Annotated in this window: 14 protein-coding genes; 4 read left to right on the top strand and 10 right to left on the bottom strand. The window is 69.3% G+C overall.

Features of this window, described 5'->3' with window-relative positions; all coding sequences use genetic code 11:
- Positions 1–79: 79 nt before the first annotated feature.
- The 7 genes from ACSFA5_RS16890 to ACSFA5_RS16860 form a co-directional block, all read right to left on the bottom strand.
- Positions 80–1,093 carry a Bug family tripartite tricarboxylate transporter substrate binding protein gene (locus ACSFA5_RS16890; RefSeq protein WP_435445189.1) on the bottom strand — a complete coding sequence of 338 codons (1,014 nt, stop codon included), beginning with the start codon at positions 1,091–1,093 and terminating at the stop codon, positions 80–82.
- Positions 1,094–1,147: 54 nt separating this feature from the next.
- On the bottom strand, positions 1,148–2,356 hold the full coding sequence (locus ACSFA5_RS16885) for a CaiB/BaiF CoA transferase family protein (RefSeq protein WP_435445188.1): 1,209 nt from the start codon (positions 2,354–2,356) through the stop codon (positions 1,148–1,150).
- A 73-nt stretch (positions 2,357–2,429) separates the two neighbouring features.
- Complete coding sequence (locus tag ACSFA5_RS16880; protein WP_435445362.1) at positions 2,430–3,251, bottom strand: oxepin-CoA hydrolase, alternative type; 822 nt, start codon at positions 3,249–3,251, stop codon at positions 2,430–2,432.
- A gap of 5 nt (positions 3,252–3,256) precedes the next feature.
- Complete coding sequence (locus tag ACSFA5_RS16875; protein WP_435445187.1) at positions 3,257–4,399, bottom strand: acyl-CoA dehydrogenase family protein; 1,143 nt, start codon at positions 4,397–4,399, stop codon at positions 3,257–3,259.
- An 11-nt stretch (positions 4,400–4,410) separates the two neighbouring features.
- Positions 4,411–5,619, bottom strand: coding sequence for an acyl-CoA dehydrogenase family protein (locus ACSFA5_RS16870; RefSeq protein WP_435445186.1), 1,209 nt, complete (start codon positions 5,617–5,619; stop codon positions 4,411–4,413).
- 10 nt (positions 5,620–5,629) lie between these two features.
- Positions 5,630–6,820 (bottom strand): acetyl-CoA C-acyltransferase, encoded by a 1,191-nt coding sequence (locus ACSFA5_RS16865; RefSeq protein ID WP_435445185.1) that lies wholly within the window; start codon positions 6,818–6,820, stop codon positions 5,630–5,632.
- Positions 6,821–6,847: 27 nt separating this feature from the next.
- Positions 6,848–8,983, bottom strand: coding sequence for a 3-hydroxyacyl-CoA dehydrogenase NAD-binding domain-containing protein (locus ACSFA5_RS16860; RefSeq protein WP_435445184.1), 2,136 nt, complete (start codon positions 8,981–8,983; stop codon positions 6,848–6,850).
- A 157-nt stretch (positions 8,984–9,140) separates the two neighbouring features.
- Between ACSFA5_RS16860 and ACSFA5_RS16855 the strand changes: the two genes are divergently transcribed.
- Positions 9,141–10,079: a LysR family transcriptional regulator gene (locus tag ACSFA5_RS16855; protein WP_435445183.1), complete on the top strand. Its 939-nt coding sequence runs from the start codon at positions 9,141–9,143 to the stop codon at positions 10,077–10,079.
- Between the two features lie 8 nt (positions 10,080–10,087).
- Here ACSFA5_RS16855 and ACSFA5_RS16850 read toward each other — a convergent pair whose 3' ends face one another.
- From ACSFA5_RS16850 to ACSFA5_RS16840, 3 genes are all read right to left on the bottom strand, one after another.
- Entirely contained in the window at positions 10,088–11,611 is a 1,524-nt protein-coding gene (locus tag ACSFA5_RS16850) for a sensor domain-containing diguanylate cyclase (protein ID WP_435445182.1), read from the bottom strand.
- Positions 11,612–11,767: 156 nt separating this feature from the next.
- The gene (locus ACSFA5_RS16845) at positions 11,768–12,361 is read right to left on the bottom strand and encodes a YbhB/YbcL family Raf kinase inhibitor-like protein (protein ID WP_435445181.1); all 594 of its coding nucleotides are present in this window, start codon (positions 12,359–12,361) and stop codon (positions 11,768–11,770) included.
- A 23-nt stretch (positions 12,362–12,384) separates the two neighbouring features.
- A complete protein-coding gene (locus ACSFA5_RS16840) occupies positions 12,385–12,768 on the bottom strand; it encodes a Rieske (2Fe-2S) protein (protein WP_435445180.1) in 384 nt (127 codons plus the stop codon).
- Between the two features lie 152 nt (positions 12,769–12,920).
- Between ACSFA5_RS16840 and ACSFA5_RS16835 the strand changes: the two genes are divergently transcribed.
- From ACSFA5_RS16835 to ACSFA5_RS16825, 3 genes are read left to right on the top strand one after another with little or no spacing between them, the layout of a single operon-like run.
- On the top strand, positions 12,921–14,180 hold the full coding sequence (locus ACSFA5_RS16835) for a putative DNA modification/repair radical SAM protein (protein WP_435445179.1): 1,260 nt from the start codon (positions 12,921–12,923) through the stop codon (positions 14,178–14,180).
- A gap of 33 nt (positions 14,181–14,213) precedes the next feature.
- Complete coding sequence (locus ACSFA5_RS16830; RefSeq protein WP_435445178.1) at positions 14,214–15,695, top strand: UdgX family uracil-DNA binding protein; 1,482 nt, start codon at positions 14,214–14,216, stop codon at positions 15,693–15,695.
- The gene (locus tag ACSFA5_RS16825) at positions 15,692–16,210 is read left to right on the top strand and encodes an ureidoglycolate lyase (RefSeq protein ID WP_435445177.1); all 519 of its coding nucleotides are present in this window, start codon (positions 15,692–15,694) and stop codon (positions 16,208–16,210) included. The genes ACSFA5_RS16830 and ACSFA5_RS16825 overlap by 4 nt, the downstream gene beginning before the upstream one ends.
- Positions 16,211–16,235 lie beyond the last annotated feature (25 nt).

Here is a 16,235-nt window from a genome sequence, read left to right as displayed (position 1 = left end):
GTTTTGTAGTTGTTGGCGTGCTTGTCTGTCATGTCTGTCTCCTTGGTTTTGTCGCCCCGGCGGCCGGGCTTGGCTTGTTCTACTGGTTCGTGATGTGGTTGTCGCGAATGACCTTGCCCCAGCGCTCGAAGTCCTGCTTCATGCGCACGCCGGTCTGCTCGGGCGTGCGGTAGGCCGCGAAGGAGCCCACGCTTTCCAGCTTGTCCTGCACTTCCTTGTCGGCCAGCGCCTTCTTCAGCTCGGCGCTCATGCGCTCGACCACGTCCTTGGGCGTGCCGGCCGGGGCCAGCATGCCGCCCCACGAGGTGGCGTCGAAACCGGGGAAGCCCTGCTCGGCCACCGTTTTCACGTCGGGCAGCAGGCTCACGCGCTTGCCCGAGCCCACCGCGATGGCGCGCACCTTGCCCGCGCGGATGTGCGGAATGACGGCCACCAGGTCGGAGAACATCGCGGGCACCTGGCCGCCGATCAGGTCGGTCACGGCCGGCGCGCTGCCGCGGTAGGGCACGTGCTGCATGTCGAACTTGCCGATGTTCTTCAGCTGCTCGGTCGTCAGGTGGCCGAAGCTGCCGGCGCCTGCCGTCGTGTAGTTGAGCTTGCCGCCTTCGGCCTTGGCCTTGGCGATCAGGTCCTGCAGGCTGTTCACGTCGGGCAGCGACTTGGGGTTGACCACCAGCACGATCGGCAGGTCGTACACCGAGCCCACGGGCGTGAAGCTCTTGAAGATGTCGTAGCCGCCGGTGGCGCCGTACAGGTGCGAGGCCAGCAACGTGGGCGTGGCCAGCATCACGAAGGTGTAGCCGTCGGCCGGCGCGCGCGCGGCCGTGGCGGCGCCCACGGTGCCCGAGGCGCCGCTGCGGTTGTCGATCACGATGTTCTGCTTGAGCGCAACCGACATCTTCTGCGCCACGATGCGCGAGGCCACGTCGGTCGGGCCGCCGGGCGGGAAGGGCACGATCAGCGTGATCGGCTTGCTGGGCCAGGCCTGCGCGAAGGCGCTGCCGCCCACGAGTGAAAGGGTGAGGGGAAGAGCCAGGGCAAGGAGTGCGCGGCGAACGGGATTGCGGAGGGAACGGAAAGCGGGGGAGGCCATGGACTTCTTACTTCAGGAATGCACAGGGGAACAAGGGAAAACGGCGCGTCTTGCTCAGACCACGCCACTCGATTTCAGCGCGGCCAGCTTTTCATCCGACAGGCCGAGCAGGGACTGCAGCACGTCGTGCGTGCCTTCGCCCAGGGTGGGCGGCGCGCTGCGCACCGGCAGGCGCTCGCCGTCGAAACGGTAGGGCGGCGCCAGCACGTTCACCGTGCCGGCCACCGGGTGCGGCTGCGTGGTGACCAGGCCGGCGTCGGCCGCGCGTTTGGATTGCAGCGCCTCCAGCAGGCCCAGCACCTCGCCGCACGGAATGCCCGAGGCGGTGAGCTTTTCGAGCAGGTCGGCGCGCTGGCGCCTGGCCAGTTCGGCGTGCAGTTCGGGCAGCAGCACCGCGCGGTTGGCCGAACGCAAGATGTTGGTCTTGAAGCGCTCGTCAGCCGCCAGGTCGGGCCGTTCGATCACCTCGGTGCAGAAGCGCGCGAACTGCGCGTTGTTGCCCACGGTGATCACCAGCGGGCCGTCGGCCGCATCGAACACGCCGTACGGCACGATCGACGGGTGCGAGTTGCCGTAGCGCGGCGGGTCTTCGCCCATCAGCAGCGCTTCGAGGCCGTAGTAGGCGGTGATCATCAGGCCGCAGTCGAACAGGGCCATCTCCACGTGCCGGCCCTTGCCGGTTTTTTCGCGCTGGTACAGCGCGGCGAGGATGGCCTGCGCCGAGTACATGCCGGTGAACAGGTCGACCACCGCCACGCCGAATTTCAGCGGCGGCTGGTTCGCTTCGCCGTTGAGCGCCATCAGGCCTGCCTCGCCCTGCACCACGAGGTCGTAGCCCGGGCGAGCGGCCTCGGCGCCGGTGCGGTCGTAGCCCGAAATCGAGCAGTAGATGAGGCCCGGCTGCTCCTTGCTGAGTTGCTCGTAGCCCAGGCCCAGCTTGTCGATGCCGCCGAACTTGAAGTTCTGGATCACCACGTCGCACTGCTTTGCCAGGTCGCGCGCGATCTGCTGGCCTTCGGGCGTCTGCAGGTCGAGCGTGACCGAGCGCTTGTTGCGGTTCACGCTGTTGAAGTAGGCGGTTTCGGTGTTGCCCACGCGCAGGCCCCAGTCGCGCGTGTCGTCGCCGCGGCCCGGGTGCTCGACCTTGATCACCTCGGCGCCCATGTCGGCCAGCACCATGCCGCACCAGGGGCCCGCCAGGATGCGGGACAGGTCGAGAACGCGCACGCCGGCGAGCGGCAGCGATGAATTCAGTAGAGGCATGACGGGAACTTCCGAAAAACGGGAAAGCCCCGCACAGCGTGCGAGGCATGAAGTGAAAGCAGCAGGGGCCGGGTCAGGGCGCGCCCTTTGCCTTGTGGCGCAGGGCAACGAAGTCGGCCTTGCGCTTGCCGAGAAACGCGCCGATGCCTTCGGCCGCTTCGGCATCGCCTTGCGACTCGACCATGAACACGGCCTCGGCGTCGAGTTGCGCTTCCAGCGTGGCGTGGTGCGCCTGGCGGCACAGCGTCTTGATGCGCGTGATGGCGCGCTGCGGGCCGACAGCCACCTTGGCCGCGAGCGCCACGGCTTCGGCCAGTGCCGCACCCTTGTCGGTCAGGCGGTTGACCGCGCCTAGCTGGTTCAGGCGCTCGGCCGTCATGCGGTCGCCGGTGAGGCACAGCTCGGTGAGCACCTGGCGCGAGACGAACTCGGCCAGGAAGGCGGTGGCGCCGCCGTCGGGCGTGAGACCGACCTTGACGTAGGCCACCGTATAGAACGCGTCGCGCGCCGACACCAGCATGTCGCAGGCCAGCGCCATCGACAGGCCCGCGCCGGCCGCGCCGCCTTCGACCGCCGCGATCACGGGCTTGGCGCAATCGCGCAGCGCGCGAATCAGGTTGTTCAGGCCTTCCAGGATCTGGCGGCGCTCTGCCATGGGCAGCTCGCGGCGCTTGGCCAGCAGGTTCAGGTCGCCGCCGGAGCAGAAGAAGTCGCCCGCGCCGGTGAAGACGATGGCGCCGACCTCGGGGTCTTGCTCGGCGTCGGCGAGCGCGGCCGAGAGTTCGGCATACAGCGTCGGCGTGATCGCGTTGCGCGCGCCGGGGTTGCTGTTGGTCAGGATGCGCACGGCGCCTTCCTGCGAGATCAGCACGGTCTTGTTCGTCGTGTCCGTCATGCCCGTCATGCCGCAATCTCCTTGCCGAGCTGGATGTAGCGCTGCAGGTGATGGTCTTCGTCGCCCAGCTGGTGGTCGATCATGACCAGGCGCTTGGCGTAGTGCGGCAGCGGCAGCTCCCACGTCATGCCGATGCCGCCGTGCATCTGGATGCTTTCTTCGGCCACCAGCGCGCCGATGCGCCCGATGCTGAACTTGGCGGCCGACAGCGCGCGCTCGCGCGTCACGCGGTCGCCCGTGTCGATGGCAGCCGCGGCGTTGATGACGGCCGAGCGTGCCTGTTCGATCTCCAGCAGCAGGTCGGCCATGCGGTGCTGCAGCGCCTGGAAACTGCCGATGAGCGTGCCGAACTGCTTGCGCGTGCGCAGGTACTCCAGCGTGGCGGTCTTGGCGGCTTCCATCGCGCCCAGCGCTTCGGCGCACAGCGCCAGCACGCCGCGGCCGATGGCGCGTTCCAGCGTGGCGTGGCCCTGGCCTTCGGCGCCCAGCAGCGCGTCGGCGCCCAGCGTCACGCCGTCGAACGCGAGTTCGGCGACACGGCCACCGTCGATGGCGGGGCAGCCGCGCACCGTGAGGCCGGCGGCTTTTGCGGGCACGAGGAACAGCGAGATGCCGGCTTCGTCATCGACGTTGCCCGAGGTGCGCGCGGAGACCAGGAACAGGTCGGCCTGCTCGCCTTGCGGCACCACGGCCTTGGCACCGTGCAGCACCCAGCCGTCGCCTTTGCGCTCGGCCTTGGTCTGCACCCGCGTGCGCTCGTAGTGCGTGTCGGCTTCGTCGTGCGCGAAGGCCGCCACGCTCACGCCGTTGATGATGTCGCCGAGCTTGGCTTTCTGCGCCTCGGTGCCGGCAGCGCTGAGCGCCTCGCCGACCATCACCGCGCCCAGCAGCGGCTCGACCACGAGGCCGCGGCCCAGGGCCTCGAAGACCACCGCAATGTCGAAGCCGCCGCCGCCGAAGCCGCCGTCGGCCTCGCTGAACAGCGCGCCGATCACGCCCAGTTCGGCGAACTGCTGAAACGTTTCCTTGCTGAACCCGTGCGCCGACTTCGCGATGCGGTCGCGCGCGTCGAACGCGTACTGCTCGGCGATGAAGCGGTTCAGGCTGTCGGCGAGCATGCGCCGGTCTTCGGTGTGTTCGAAGTTCACTGCATGTCTCCTCACAGGCCCAGGATCATCTTGCTGATGATGTTCTTCTGGATTTCATTGGAGCCGCCGAAGATCGACAGCTTGCGGTTGTTGAAGTAGCGCGAGGCGGCGGCCGATGCGTAGGCGGGGCCGAAGGTTTCGCCTTCGAAACCGTCGTGCAGCGCTTCCTCGACGAAGGGGCGGCCGTACACGCCCATTGCACGGCGCGCGAGCGACGAGATTTCCTGGCGGATCTCGGTGCCGCGGATCTTCAGCATCGAGCTTTCCGCACCCGGCACGCCGCCGCCGGCCACCGCCGCGATCACGCGCAGGTTGGTGGTCTTCATGTTCTCCAGGTCGATCTCCACACGCGCCAGGCGCGCCGCGAAGGCCGGGTCGTCCGCCAGCGGCTTGCCGTTCTTCGTCTGCGACGCGGCAATGCCCTTGAGCTGTTCGAGCGCGGCCACCGAGAAGCCCACGCCCGCGATGTTGGTGCGCTCGTAGGTCAGCAGGAACTTGGCGCAGGTCCAGCCCTTGTTCTCTTCGCCCACCAGGTTCTCGGCCGGCACGCGCACGTCGGAGAAGAACACCTCGTTCACCTCGTGCTCGCCGTCGAGCGTGATGATCGGGCGCACGTCCACGCCGGGCGAGGTCATGTCGATCAGCAGGAAGCTGATGCCTTCCTGCTTCTTCGCCTCGCGGTTGGTGCGCACCAGGCAGAAGATCATGTTGGCGTGCTGGCCCAGCGTGGTCCAGGTCTTCTGGCCGTTCACGATGTAGTGGTCGCCCTGCGCGTCGATGCCGCGCACGGCAGACGTTTTCACCGCGGCCAGGTCGGAGCCCGCGCCCGGTTCCGAGTAACCCTGGCACCACCAGTCGGCGCCGTCCAGGATGCGCGGCAGCCAGTGCTGCTTCTGCGCCTCGTTGCCGTACTTGATGAGCACCGGGCCGAGCATGTTCACGCCGAAGGGCACGATGCGCGGCGCAAAGGCCAGCGCGCATTCGTGTTCGAAGATGAACTTCTCCACCGCCGTCCAGCCCGGGCCGCCGTACTGTTCGGGCCAGTGGTTGGCAAGCCAGCCGCGCGCGTTCAGGGTGGCGTGCCACTCCTGCATGTCGGCCTTTTCCAGGATCCTGCCGCCGCGCACTTTCTCGGACAGGCGCACCGGCAGCTTGTCGGCCAGGAAGGCGCGCACTTCGCTGCGGAAGGCTTCTTCTTCGGGGGTGAAGTTCAGGTCCATCGCGCGCTCCTCAGAAAATTTCGAACAGGCCCGCCGCGCCCATGCCGCCGGCGATGCACATGGTCACCACGGCGTACTTGGCGCCGCGGCGCTTGCCTTCGATGAGCACGTGGCCCGTGAGGCGTGCGCCGGTCATGCCGAAGGGGTGGCCGATGGAGATGGCGCCGCCGTTCACGTTCAGGCGCTCCGACGGAATGCCCAGCTTGTCCTGGCAGTAGATCGACTGCGAGGCGAAGGCTTCATTCAGCTCCCACAGGTCGATGTCCTGCACCTTCAGGCCGTGACGCGCGAGCAGCTTGGGCACGGCGAACACGGGGCCGATGCCCATTTCGTCGGGTTCGCAGCCGGCCAGCGCCAGGCCGCGAAAGGCGCCCAGCGGTTTGATGTTGGCGCGCTCTGCGTCCCTGGCTTCCATCAGCACGCAGGCCGATGCACCGTCCGAGAGTTGCGAGGCGTTGCCGGCGGTCACGAACTTGTCCTCGCCCATCACCGGCTTCAGCTTGGCCAACGCTTCGTAGGTGGTGCCGCGGCGGTTGCAGTTGTCTTCGGTGGCGGTGACTTCGCGGTGGGTGACTTCCTTGGTCTCCTTGTCGGTCACGGCCATGGTGGTGGTGCAGGCGACGATCTCGTCCTTGTAGCGGCCGGCCAGTTGGGCCTCTTCGGTCTTGCGCTGGCTTTCGGCGGAGAAGCGGTCCTGCGCCTCGCGGCTGATGCCGTAGCGCTTGGCGACGATGTCGGCGGTGTCGATCATCGCCATGTACAGCGCGGGCTTGTGCTCGACGATCCACGGGTCCAGGCTGAGGTCGCCGCCGTCACCGGGGCTGCGGCCACGGATCTGCGAGATGCTTTCGACGCCGCCCGCGATCATGGCCGGCGCGCCGTCCACCACGATGCGGCCCGCGGCCATGGCAATCGCCTGCAGGCCCGAGGCGCAGAAGCGGTTCACCGTGGTGCCGGCGATGCTGATGGGCAGGCCCGAACGGATGATGGCCTGGCGCGCGATGTTGCGGCCCGTGGTGCCTTCGGGGTAGCCGCAGCCGAGGATGGCGTCCTCGATCAGTGCCGGGTCCAGGCCCGAGCGCTCCACGGCGGCCTTCACGGCGAAGGACGCCAGCGTGGCGCCGGGGGTGATGTTGAATTCGCCGCGGTGCGCTTTGGTGAGCGGGGTGCGGGCGGTGGAAACGATGACGGCTTCACGCATGGGATGACTCCTTGATGGACGCTGGAATTACTCGGACTGATTGAGGCTGGCGAAATCGGCACCGCGCTCGACCAGCTGCACCAGCAGCGGCGACGGCTTCCAGAAGATCGGGTCTGCCTTCGCGAACTCGCGGATGTCTGCGAGAACCGTGGCGAGACCGACGGTGTCTGCGTACTTCATCGGGCCGCCGCGGTGGCGCGGGAAGCCGTAGCCGTAGAGAAAGGTCACGTCCACGTCGAGCGGGCGCAGCGCAATGCGCTGAAGCACCACGTTGGCGCCTTCGTTGACCATGGCGGCCATGTAGCGGCGCATGATTTCTTCTTCGGTGAACCGGCGCGGCGTGATGCCCGCGCGCGTGCGTTCGGCGTCGATGATGGCCAGCACCTCGGGGTCGGGCACACCGGTGCGCGCGCCTTCGGGGTACAGGTAGTAGCCGCGCTGCGTTTTCTGGCCGAACCAGCCGCGCTCGCAGATGCGGTCGGCAATCTGCACGTAGCGCGCCTCGGGGTCGCGCGTGGCGGCCTTGCGCTTGCGCGTGGCCCAGCCGATGTCGCCGCCGGCCAGGTCCGACACCTGGAACGGGCCCATCGGGTAGCCGAAGTTGCGCACCGCCGCGTCGATGTCGTACGGCGAGGCGCCGTCTTCCATCATGTGGTCGGCCGCCTGGCGGTACACGGCCAGGATGCGGTTGCCGATGAAGCCGTCGCACACGCCGGCGCGCACCGGCACCTTCTTGAGCTTTTTCGCGAGCTCGAAGCCGGTGGCGACCACGTCGGCGCTCACCTTGGCGGGCACCACGATCTCCAGCAGCTTCATGATGTTGGCCGGCGAGAAGAAGTGCAGGCCCACCACGTCCTGCGGGCGCGAGACGCTGGCCGCAATTTCGTCGATGTCCAGGTAGGACGTGTTGGTGGCCAGCACGGCGCCGGGCTTGCACACGCGGTCGAGTTCGGCGAACACGGCCTTCTTCACGGCCATGTCCTCGAACACCGCCTCGACCACGATGTCGGCGTCGGCCAGGGCGTCGTAGCGGGTGGAACCGTTGAAGCGCGCCATCACCGCGGCCTTGGCCTCGGGCGTCATGCGCTCCTTCTTGACGAGGCCGTCGTACACCTTCTCGACGTTGGCGCGGCCGCGCGCGAGCTGGGTGTCGTCGCGCTCGATCATGGTCACGGGCATGCCCGCGTCCAGCATGGCCACGGCGATGCCCGCGCCCATGGTGCCGCCGCCCACGATGCCGGCGGATGCCAGCGCGCGCGGCTTGGCCGACCGGGTCTCGGGCGCCTTCAGCACTTCGCGTTCGGCGAAGAAGGCGTGGATCAGGCCGGCGCGCTGCGGGCTGTCGATGCACTGCAGGAACAGCTTGCGTTCCAGCGCCATGCCTTCGTCGAAGGGAAGCGTGAGCGCGCCTTCCACGGCTTCGATGATCTTCATCGGCGAGAACAGGCCGCGGCTCTTCCTGGCGGTGTCGGTGCGCGCGGCTTCGAGGGCGGCACGGCTGGCGTCGGCGTCGGCCAGGCCGGTGGCCTCGCGGGTGCGGCGCACGGGCGCATTGGCCGCCACCAGCTCCTGCGCGTAGGCCAGGCCTTCGGCGCGCGCGTCGGCGTCGGTGGCCAGACGGTCGACGAGGCCGAGCGACAGCGCTTCCTTCGCGCCCGCATGGCGGCCGCTGAGCATCAGTTCGAGCGCGGGTTTCACGCCGATCAGGCGCGGTGCGCGCTGCGTGCCGCCCGAGCCGGGCAGCAGGCCCAGCGCCACTTCGGGCAGGCCCAGCTTGGCGGTGGGCGAGGCCAGGCGGTAGTGCGCCGACAGCGCCACTTCGAGCCCGCCGCCCAGCGCCGCGCCGTGAACGGCGGCGACCACCGGCTTGGTGCAGTTCTCGATCTTCAGGCACGCCTCTGGCAGCGACGGCGGCTGCGGCGTCTTGCCGAACTCGCGGATGTCCGCGCCGGCAATGAAGTTGCGGCCGGCGCCGACGATCAGCACCGCCTTGGCCGCACTGTCGGCCTCGGCCGCGTCGATGGCGGCCACGAGGCCGCGGCGCACCTCCACGCCCAGGGCGTTGACGGGCGGGTTGTCGATGGTCACCACGAACACGTCGCCATGACGCTCGAAGGTGACGGGACCGGAAGACGTGGAGGGGCTGGAGGGTGTGGTGGCCATGTGCGTGTCTCTTGCGTTGGCGAGCCCTGCGCGTGCGGATGCAAGCCGAGGGGCCCGAGGCTCTGGGGTGAACCCCGCATTCTTGGCCCGCACCGCAGCTTTGACAATTGCATAGACGGTTGACAGACTGTCAAAGAATTTTTGACACAATCGGTGCATGGACCTCCAATCGCTCACCCTGCTGGTGGAAATCCTTGACGCCGGCAACCTGAGCGCCGCCGCCCGCCGGCTCAAGATGAGCCGCGCCAACGTCAGCTACCACCTGAACCAGCTGGAGCGCTCGGTGGGCGCGCAGCTGGTGCGGCGCACCACCCGCCGCGCCGAGCCCACCGAGATCGGCCTGCGGCTGTACCAGCACGGCGTGGCCATCCAGACCGAACTGCTGGCCGCGCGCGAATCGGTCACCACGCTGGGCGAGGGCCTGCAGGGCCGCGTGCGGCTGAGCGTGCCCAGCGGCTACGGGCAACTGGTGATGGCCGACTGGCTGATCGACTTCAAGCGGCAGTACCCCGGCATCGTGCTCGACGTGGTGTTCGAGAACCGCATCGAGGACCTGCTGCGCGACGAGGTCGACATCGCGGTGCGGGTGATTCCCGAACCGCCGCAGAACCTGGTGGCGCGCGACCTGGGGCCGGTGCGCTACGTCGCCTGCGCCTCGCGCGACTATGCCGAGCGGCATCCGCTGCCGGTGCAGCTCGACGAACTGCAGGGCGCGCCGGTGGTCACGGCCGCCGTCATCGGCCGGCAACTGCGCGTGTCGGCGTATCAAGGGGAGACGCGGCGCGAGGTGATCCTGGAGCCGACGCTCATTTCAGAGAATTTCCTGTTCCTGCGCCAGGCGGTGCTCGCGGGCCTGGGCATCGGCCTGGTGCCCGACTACGTGGTGCAGGAAGACGTGCGCAAGGGCGACGTGGTGACCACGCTGGACGACTGGCGCCTGAGCATCTTCGGCACGCAGATGTTCATGCTCTACATGCCGAACCGGCAGCACACGCGGGCCATCCGGACCTTCATCGACTTCGTGCTGGAGCGAGTGCGGGGGCGGGGGCGGGGGCCGGGTGATGGGCTTGTTGATGGGCCGGGCAAGGTGCCGTAGCCCTTCGCCTACGTGCGCCGGTCGATGCCCGTGCTCTCGTAGTAGCGGGCCTTGTCCACGTACATCGCCCGGTCCGCGCGCTGCAGCGCGGCTTCCAGCGACTCGCCTGCGTTGCAGGTCGCCAGCCCGATGGCCAGGCTCAAAGCATGGCCGCTCTGGCCCGCGTGGAACTGGTTGTTCAGCTCCAGCAGCATGAGGATGCGCTCGCGCATCGCCTCGGCGCCGCGCTCGTCGGTCATCGGCAGCAGCACGGCGAACTCGTCGCCGCCGACGCGCGCGGGCCAGGCCGGCGGCGCCACGGCCTTGTCGAGCACCTCGCCCATGCGGCGCAGCATCGAGTCGCCGGCGGCATGGCCTTCCAGGTCGTTGAGCTGCTTCAGGCCGTTGAGGTCGATGACCACGATCGACACCGGCCACGGCCCCTTGCGCGACAGCCGGTTGAGCTCTTCGGTGTAGTAGGTGCGGTTGCACAGCTGCGTGAGCACGTCGTGCTTGCCGAGGTACTCGAGATAGGCCTCGGCCTTCTTGCGCGCGGTGATGTCCACCAGCGACACCAGCACCAGGTCCCAGGTGTCCAGCCGGTCGTCCTGCACCGCGAACTGCATGTGGATGTTGAGCGCCTCGCCCGACAGCGAGTAGTTGAGCACCTCGCGGTGCTGCACCGTCTTGCCGTTCCACAGGTCGTGCAGCTGCTCCGCGAAGGACTCGCGCATCTCGTCGCGGAACACGCGCGACAGGCTGCCCAGCAACGTGGTCAGGTCGGGCGCGCCGAACATGCGCAGGGTTTCCTGGTTCACGTCGATGACGCGGATCTCCTGCATGCAGCGCGTGACGAACTCGGGGTGCACCTTGATGAAGGTGGCGAAGTCGGTGATGCCGCGCGCGCGGATGCTCTGCATCAGCGTGCGCACCGCGCTGAAGTCTTCCACCCACAGCGACACCGGCGAGCGGTCGAACAGGCTGCGCGCGTACCGGGCGCTTTCGTCGCGCAGGTGCTGCGCGGCCACGCGCTCGGTGATGTCGTCGAGCGAGACCAGCACGCGGTCCCAGCTGTCTTCATGGCCGGGCAGCACTCGGGCGCGCACGCGCACGTCGAGCCGGCGGCCGTCCAGGGCGTAGTTGACGGTTTCGCTCTCGAAGGTGAGCTCGCCGCGCCACAGCCGGTCGAGCTCGTGCACCACGGTGGCGGACATGTCGCCGCGGAACACGCGGTCGAGCGCGCCGAGCAGGGTCTCCTGGCTGTCGGCGGCAAAGAGCCGCAAGGTGTGCTGGTTGACGCGCAGCACTTTCAGCATCGCCATGCAGTCGCTCACGCGCTGGGGGTCTTCGGCCAGGTAGGCGACCAGGTCGGTCACGCCTTGGGCGCGCCAGCCGTCGAGCTTGCGCTTGAGGTCGCTGTAGTCCTCGACCCAGAGCGAGACGGGCGCCAGGTCGAACATGGCGTCGAGGTCGCCGGTGGAGGGCGGCGCCGTGGAAACCGTTGAAACCGTGGAAGCTGGAGAAGAGGCGGGCGCAGCTGCGGGCATGACCATCGATGGAGCTTTCGGAAAAGCGGCTGAAGCCATGGCTGACCGGCGCCGGCGAACGGAAGCCTCAATTATTACCCGCGTGCATACCTATGTCCTTGACACGCGGCGCCATGTTTCCGCACCCCGAGCGGGTGCCGCGCACCGGCGGCACCCGCGGCATCAGCGGCTGTACAGCCCCACCACGCTCTGTCCGCCCAGCGCATGGCCCTTGAGCGCGGCCACCAGCGCGTCGCGCGCCAGGCCCGCCGGCAGCGCGCCCGGTGCGAGGTCGGAGGCGATCACGGTCATCACGTAGTGGTGCGGCCGGTCGCCCACCGGCGGGCACATGCCTCGGTACGCGGGCGCGCCGGCCACGTTCGGGCCCATGGTGAAGTTCAGGTTCGCGCCCGCCTGGCCTTCGCCGGTCTTGAGTTCGCCGCGCTCGGCCGCGATGTTGTAGGCCACCCAGTGCGACACGCCCAGGCCGGCCCCGCCGTCGGGGTCGAAGATCATCACGGCAACCGACCTGGTCTTGGCCGGCAGGTCGCTCCATGCCACGGGCGGCGAGACGTTCTTGCCGCCGCATTCGCCGGCCCCGGCATGTTCGGCGGGGATCACGCCGTTGTCGGCGAAGGCGCTGGAGCTGACGCGCATGCCCGTGAAGGCCTTGCCGCCGGCACCGGTGCCGCCCGACATGCCGGTGCAGCCGGCCATGAGGCCCGCGAGGGCGAGGGCCGCCACCGGCAAAGCGAGGGAGTGAAGCTTGTTGCGCATGGAATCTCCTGGAAAGGTTGTCTTCATCCGGCGTGGCCCAGCCACACGCTGCCGTCCGCCTTGACGTGCACCGCCAGCGGCGTGAGCCGCGCGCCGCGGCAGGGGCCGCCCACGCATTTGCCGGTGTCGGGCTCGAAGATGGCGCCGTGCCGCGCGCACATCAGGTAGCGCCCCGAGCTTTCGAGCACCTGGCCTTCGAAGTCGAGCGGGCCGCCCGCGTGCGGGCACTGGTTGAGGTACGCATACACCCCGCCGTGCCAGCGCACCGCGAAGGCGGGAGCGCCGTCAGGGGCAGTGAACTTGCTTGCGAGGCCATCGTCAGGAAGGTTGGCGCAAATCGCGCCGGGGGCGGGTGCCGTGGCGCCGTCATCGGGCGTAGGGGCGGGCGCTGTGGGGTCGTCGGTCATCTGCCGGTGAGGGTAGCCAAGGTTCCGGGACGGCGCAACGCGCGACATCGAGCTTACAAATCGCAGCCAATTGCCGGTTGCGTTTCATGGCAACATTGGTTTAAGACTGTATATTCATCCAGTACTTTCTCCAGCAATCCATCAAGGCCCCCGTGGACATCCAGCGCAAACTCGCCATCCTGGCCGACGCCGCCAAGTACGACGCCTCGTGCGCGTCCAGCGGCTCGCAAAAGCGCGATTCGCTCGGCGGGCGCGGCATCGGCTCCACCGAAGGCGCGGGCATCTGCCACAGCTACGCGCCCGACGGGCGCTGCATCTCGCTGCTGAAGGTGCTGCTGACCAACCACTGCCAGTACGACTGCCTCTATTGCGTGAACCGCGCGTCGAGCAACGTGCCGCGGGCGCGCTTTGGTGTGGACGAGGTGGTGCAGCTCACGCTCGACTTCTACCGCCGCAACTGCATCGAGGGCCTGTTCCTGTCCAGCGGCATCATCAAGTCGCCCGACCACACCATGGAGCAGGTGGTCGAGGTGGCGCGCGTGCTGCGCGAGGAGCACGATTTTCGCGGCTACATCCACCTGAAGACCATTCCCGACGCCAGCGACGAACTGCTGGCGCGCGCCGGCCGCTATGCCGACCGGCTCAGCATCAACGTCGAGATGCCCACCGCCGAAGGGCTGCAGGCCCTGGCGCCCGAGAAGAACGAAAGCGCCATCCGCCGCTCCATGGCGCGGCTGCGCCTGCGCATCGACGACACGCGCGAGGAGGCGCGCCGCGTGGTGCCCATTCGCGCGTTGCCGGGCGCCGCGCCCACCGCCGCCAAGCCGCCGCCCTTCGCGCCCGCGGGCCAGAGCACGCAGATGATCGTGGGCGCCGACGCCAGCGACGACCGGCTCATCCTCGCGTCCAGCGCCACGCTGTACGGCGCGTACAAGTTGAAGCGCGTGTACTACTCGGCCTTCAGCCCCATTCCCGACGCGGCCCGCGCGCTGCCGCTGGTAGCGCCCCCGCTGATGCGCGAGCACCGGCTCTACCAGGCCGACTGGCTCATGCGCTTCTACGGCTTCGAGCACCAGGAGATCGTGGCCGCGCCCGACGGCCTGCTGCGGCTCGATGTGGACCCCAAGCTGGCCTGGGCGCTGGCGCATGCCGAGCGCTTTCCGGTCGACCTGAACCATGCGCCGCGCGAGATGCTGCTGCGCGTGCCCGGGCTGGGCGTGAAGGCTGTGGAGCGGCTGCTGCAGGCACGGCGCGTGCGCCGGGTGCGTGCCGACGACCTGCGCCGCCTGCACGTGCCGGCGCGCAAGGTGCTGCCGTTCGTGGTGGCCGACGGGCACCGCCCGGCGGCGGGCGCCATGGCCCTGGCCGCGCCCGCGGCCCAGCCGGTGCACGCGCAGGCCTCGCTGTTCTGAGCCAGGTCTGAGGAAAGGCCGAGGACACAGTCCATGCGCATACGGCTCGAAGACCCGGTCGATCTCGACGCCTTCCGCCGCCATGCGCGGCAGCTGCTGGCCGGCGGCGTGCCGCCCGACCAGGTCGCGTGGAGCGACGGTGCGGTGAGCGAAGGCGCGGTCGACGATCTGTTCGGCGAGGCACGCGACGAGGTCGAAATGTTCGACCTGGCACCGTCGCCACGGGCCGCAGACGCCGCGCGGCACCCGGTGCCCGCCTCGTTCGTCGCGCTGTGCGCCGACGTGATCCTGCACCGCGACCCGCAACGACTGGCGCTGCTGTACCGGCTGCTCTGGCGCCTGACCCGCGAGCCGGCCCTGCGGCACGACCCGCTGGACGCCGACATGATGCAGGCGCAGCAGATGGCCAAGGCCGTGCGCCGCGACATCCACAAGATGCGCGCCTTCGTGCGCTTCACCCGCGTGGCGGACGCCGACGTGGGGGAGCGCCACGTCGCGTGGTTCGAGCCCGACCACCGCATCGTGGCGGCCAACGCGCCGTTCTTCGCGCGCCGCTTCGCGCAGATGCGCTGGGCCATCCTCACGCCCGACCGCTGCGTGGAGTGGAACGGCCAGGCCCTGTCTTTTCGCGAGGGCGCCGACCGCCGCGAAAAGCCGCCGCCCGATGCCGGCGAGCAGCTCTGGCTGACCTACTACGCACACATCTTCAACCCCGCGCGCCTGAAGGTCGCCATGATGCGGCGCGAAATGCCGCGCCGCTACTGGCACAACCTGCCCGAGGCCGCGCTGATCCAGCCGCTCACGGACGCGGCCGAGGCGCGCAGCCAGTCGATGATCGATGCGCCGCCCACGGTGGCCCGGCGCATCCGCGCGCCCGTGCCGTTGCACCTGCGCCCGGCCGACGGCGTGGCGCCGGCCAGCCTCGACGAGCTGCGCGCTGCAACGCATGCGTGCCGCGACTGCCCCATCGGCGCGTTCGCCACGCAGGCCGTGTGCGGCGAAGGCCCGCTCGGCGCGCAGCACATGCTTGTCGGCGAGCAGCCCGGCGACCAGGAAGACCTGGTGGGCCGCCCCTTCGTCGGCCCGGCCGGCCAGTTGCTCGACCGCGCCATGGCCCAGTTGGGCTGGGCGCGCGACAGCGTGTACCTGGCCAATGCGGTGAAGCATTTCAAGTACGAGCTGCGCGGCAAGCGCCGCATCCACAAGACCGCCGCGCAGCGCGAGGCCGAGGCCTGCGTGCGCTGGCTCGACAGCGAAATCTCGCTCGTGCGTCCGCGCGCATTGGTGGCGCTCGGCGCGACGGCCGCGCGCGCCTTGCTGGGCCGGCCGGTGGCGGTGCAGGCCGAGCGCGGTGCGTGGCTGCATGAACGCGCGGACGGGCGGCCCGTGTTCGTCACGCTGCATCCCTCGGCGCTGCTGCGGCTGCCCGACGGCGAGCGCGGCGAAGCGTTCGAGCGCTGGCTGGCCGACCTGGCGTCGGCGCGCGGCACGCTTTCTGCTGCAGTCTCGGCATGAACGATGTCCTTCCCATCGGCGCCGCGCCGCTCGCCGCGCAGCCGCTGACTTCACAAGCCTTCGCGCCGTACGGCACCGTCATCGCAGTGCCCGCCACGGACCCGGGCCGGCCGATCAACGGCGGCAATGCCACGCGCTTCGACCTGCTCGACGACCTGCAGCTGGGCGCAGACGGCGGGCGCCCGATGCTCGCGCTGTTCCGCGCGCAGGCCCGGCGCTTTCCGCATGCCGTCACGGAAATGGAGCGCCACGCCCTCGGCAGCCAGACCTTCGTGCCGCTGGGCGAGCGCCGCTTCGTCATCGTGGTGGCGCGTGCCGGCGATGCGCCCGTGTCGGCGGGCGAACTTGCGGCTTTCGTCACCGACGGGCGCCAGGGCGTGGTACTCGCGCCCGGCACCTGGCATCACGCGCTGCTGGCGGTCGATGCGGGCGACTTCGTGGTGGTGGAGCGCGCGGGCGGCGAGGTCGACTGCGACATCTGCCACCTTGCAGTGCCGGCTGTCATCGAGGGATGACGCTGGCGCCAATGAGAGTTCGGGG

It is taken from the genome of Variovorax monticola (genome assembly GCF_051216855.1).
Lineage (GTDB): Bacteria > Pseudomonadota > Gammaproteobacteria > Burkholderiales > Burkholderiaceae_C > Variovorax.
Note: the sequence above shows the minus strand (reverse complement) of the source record. Positions and strands in the feature narration are given on the sequence as shown.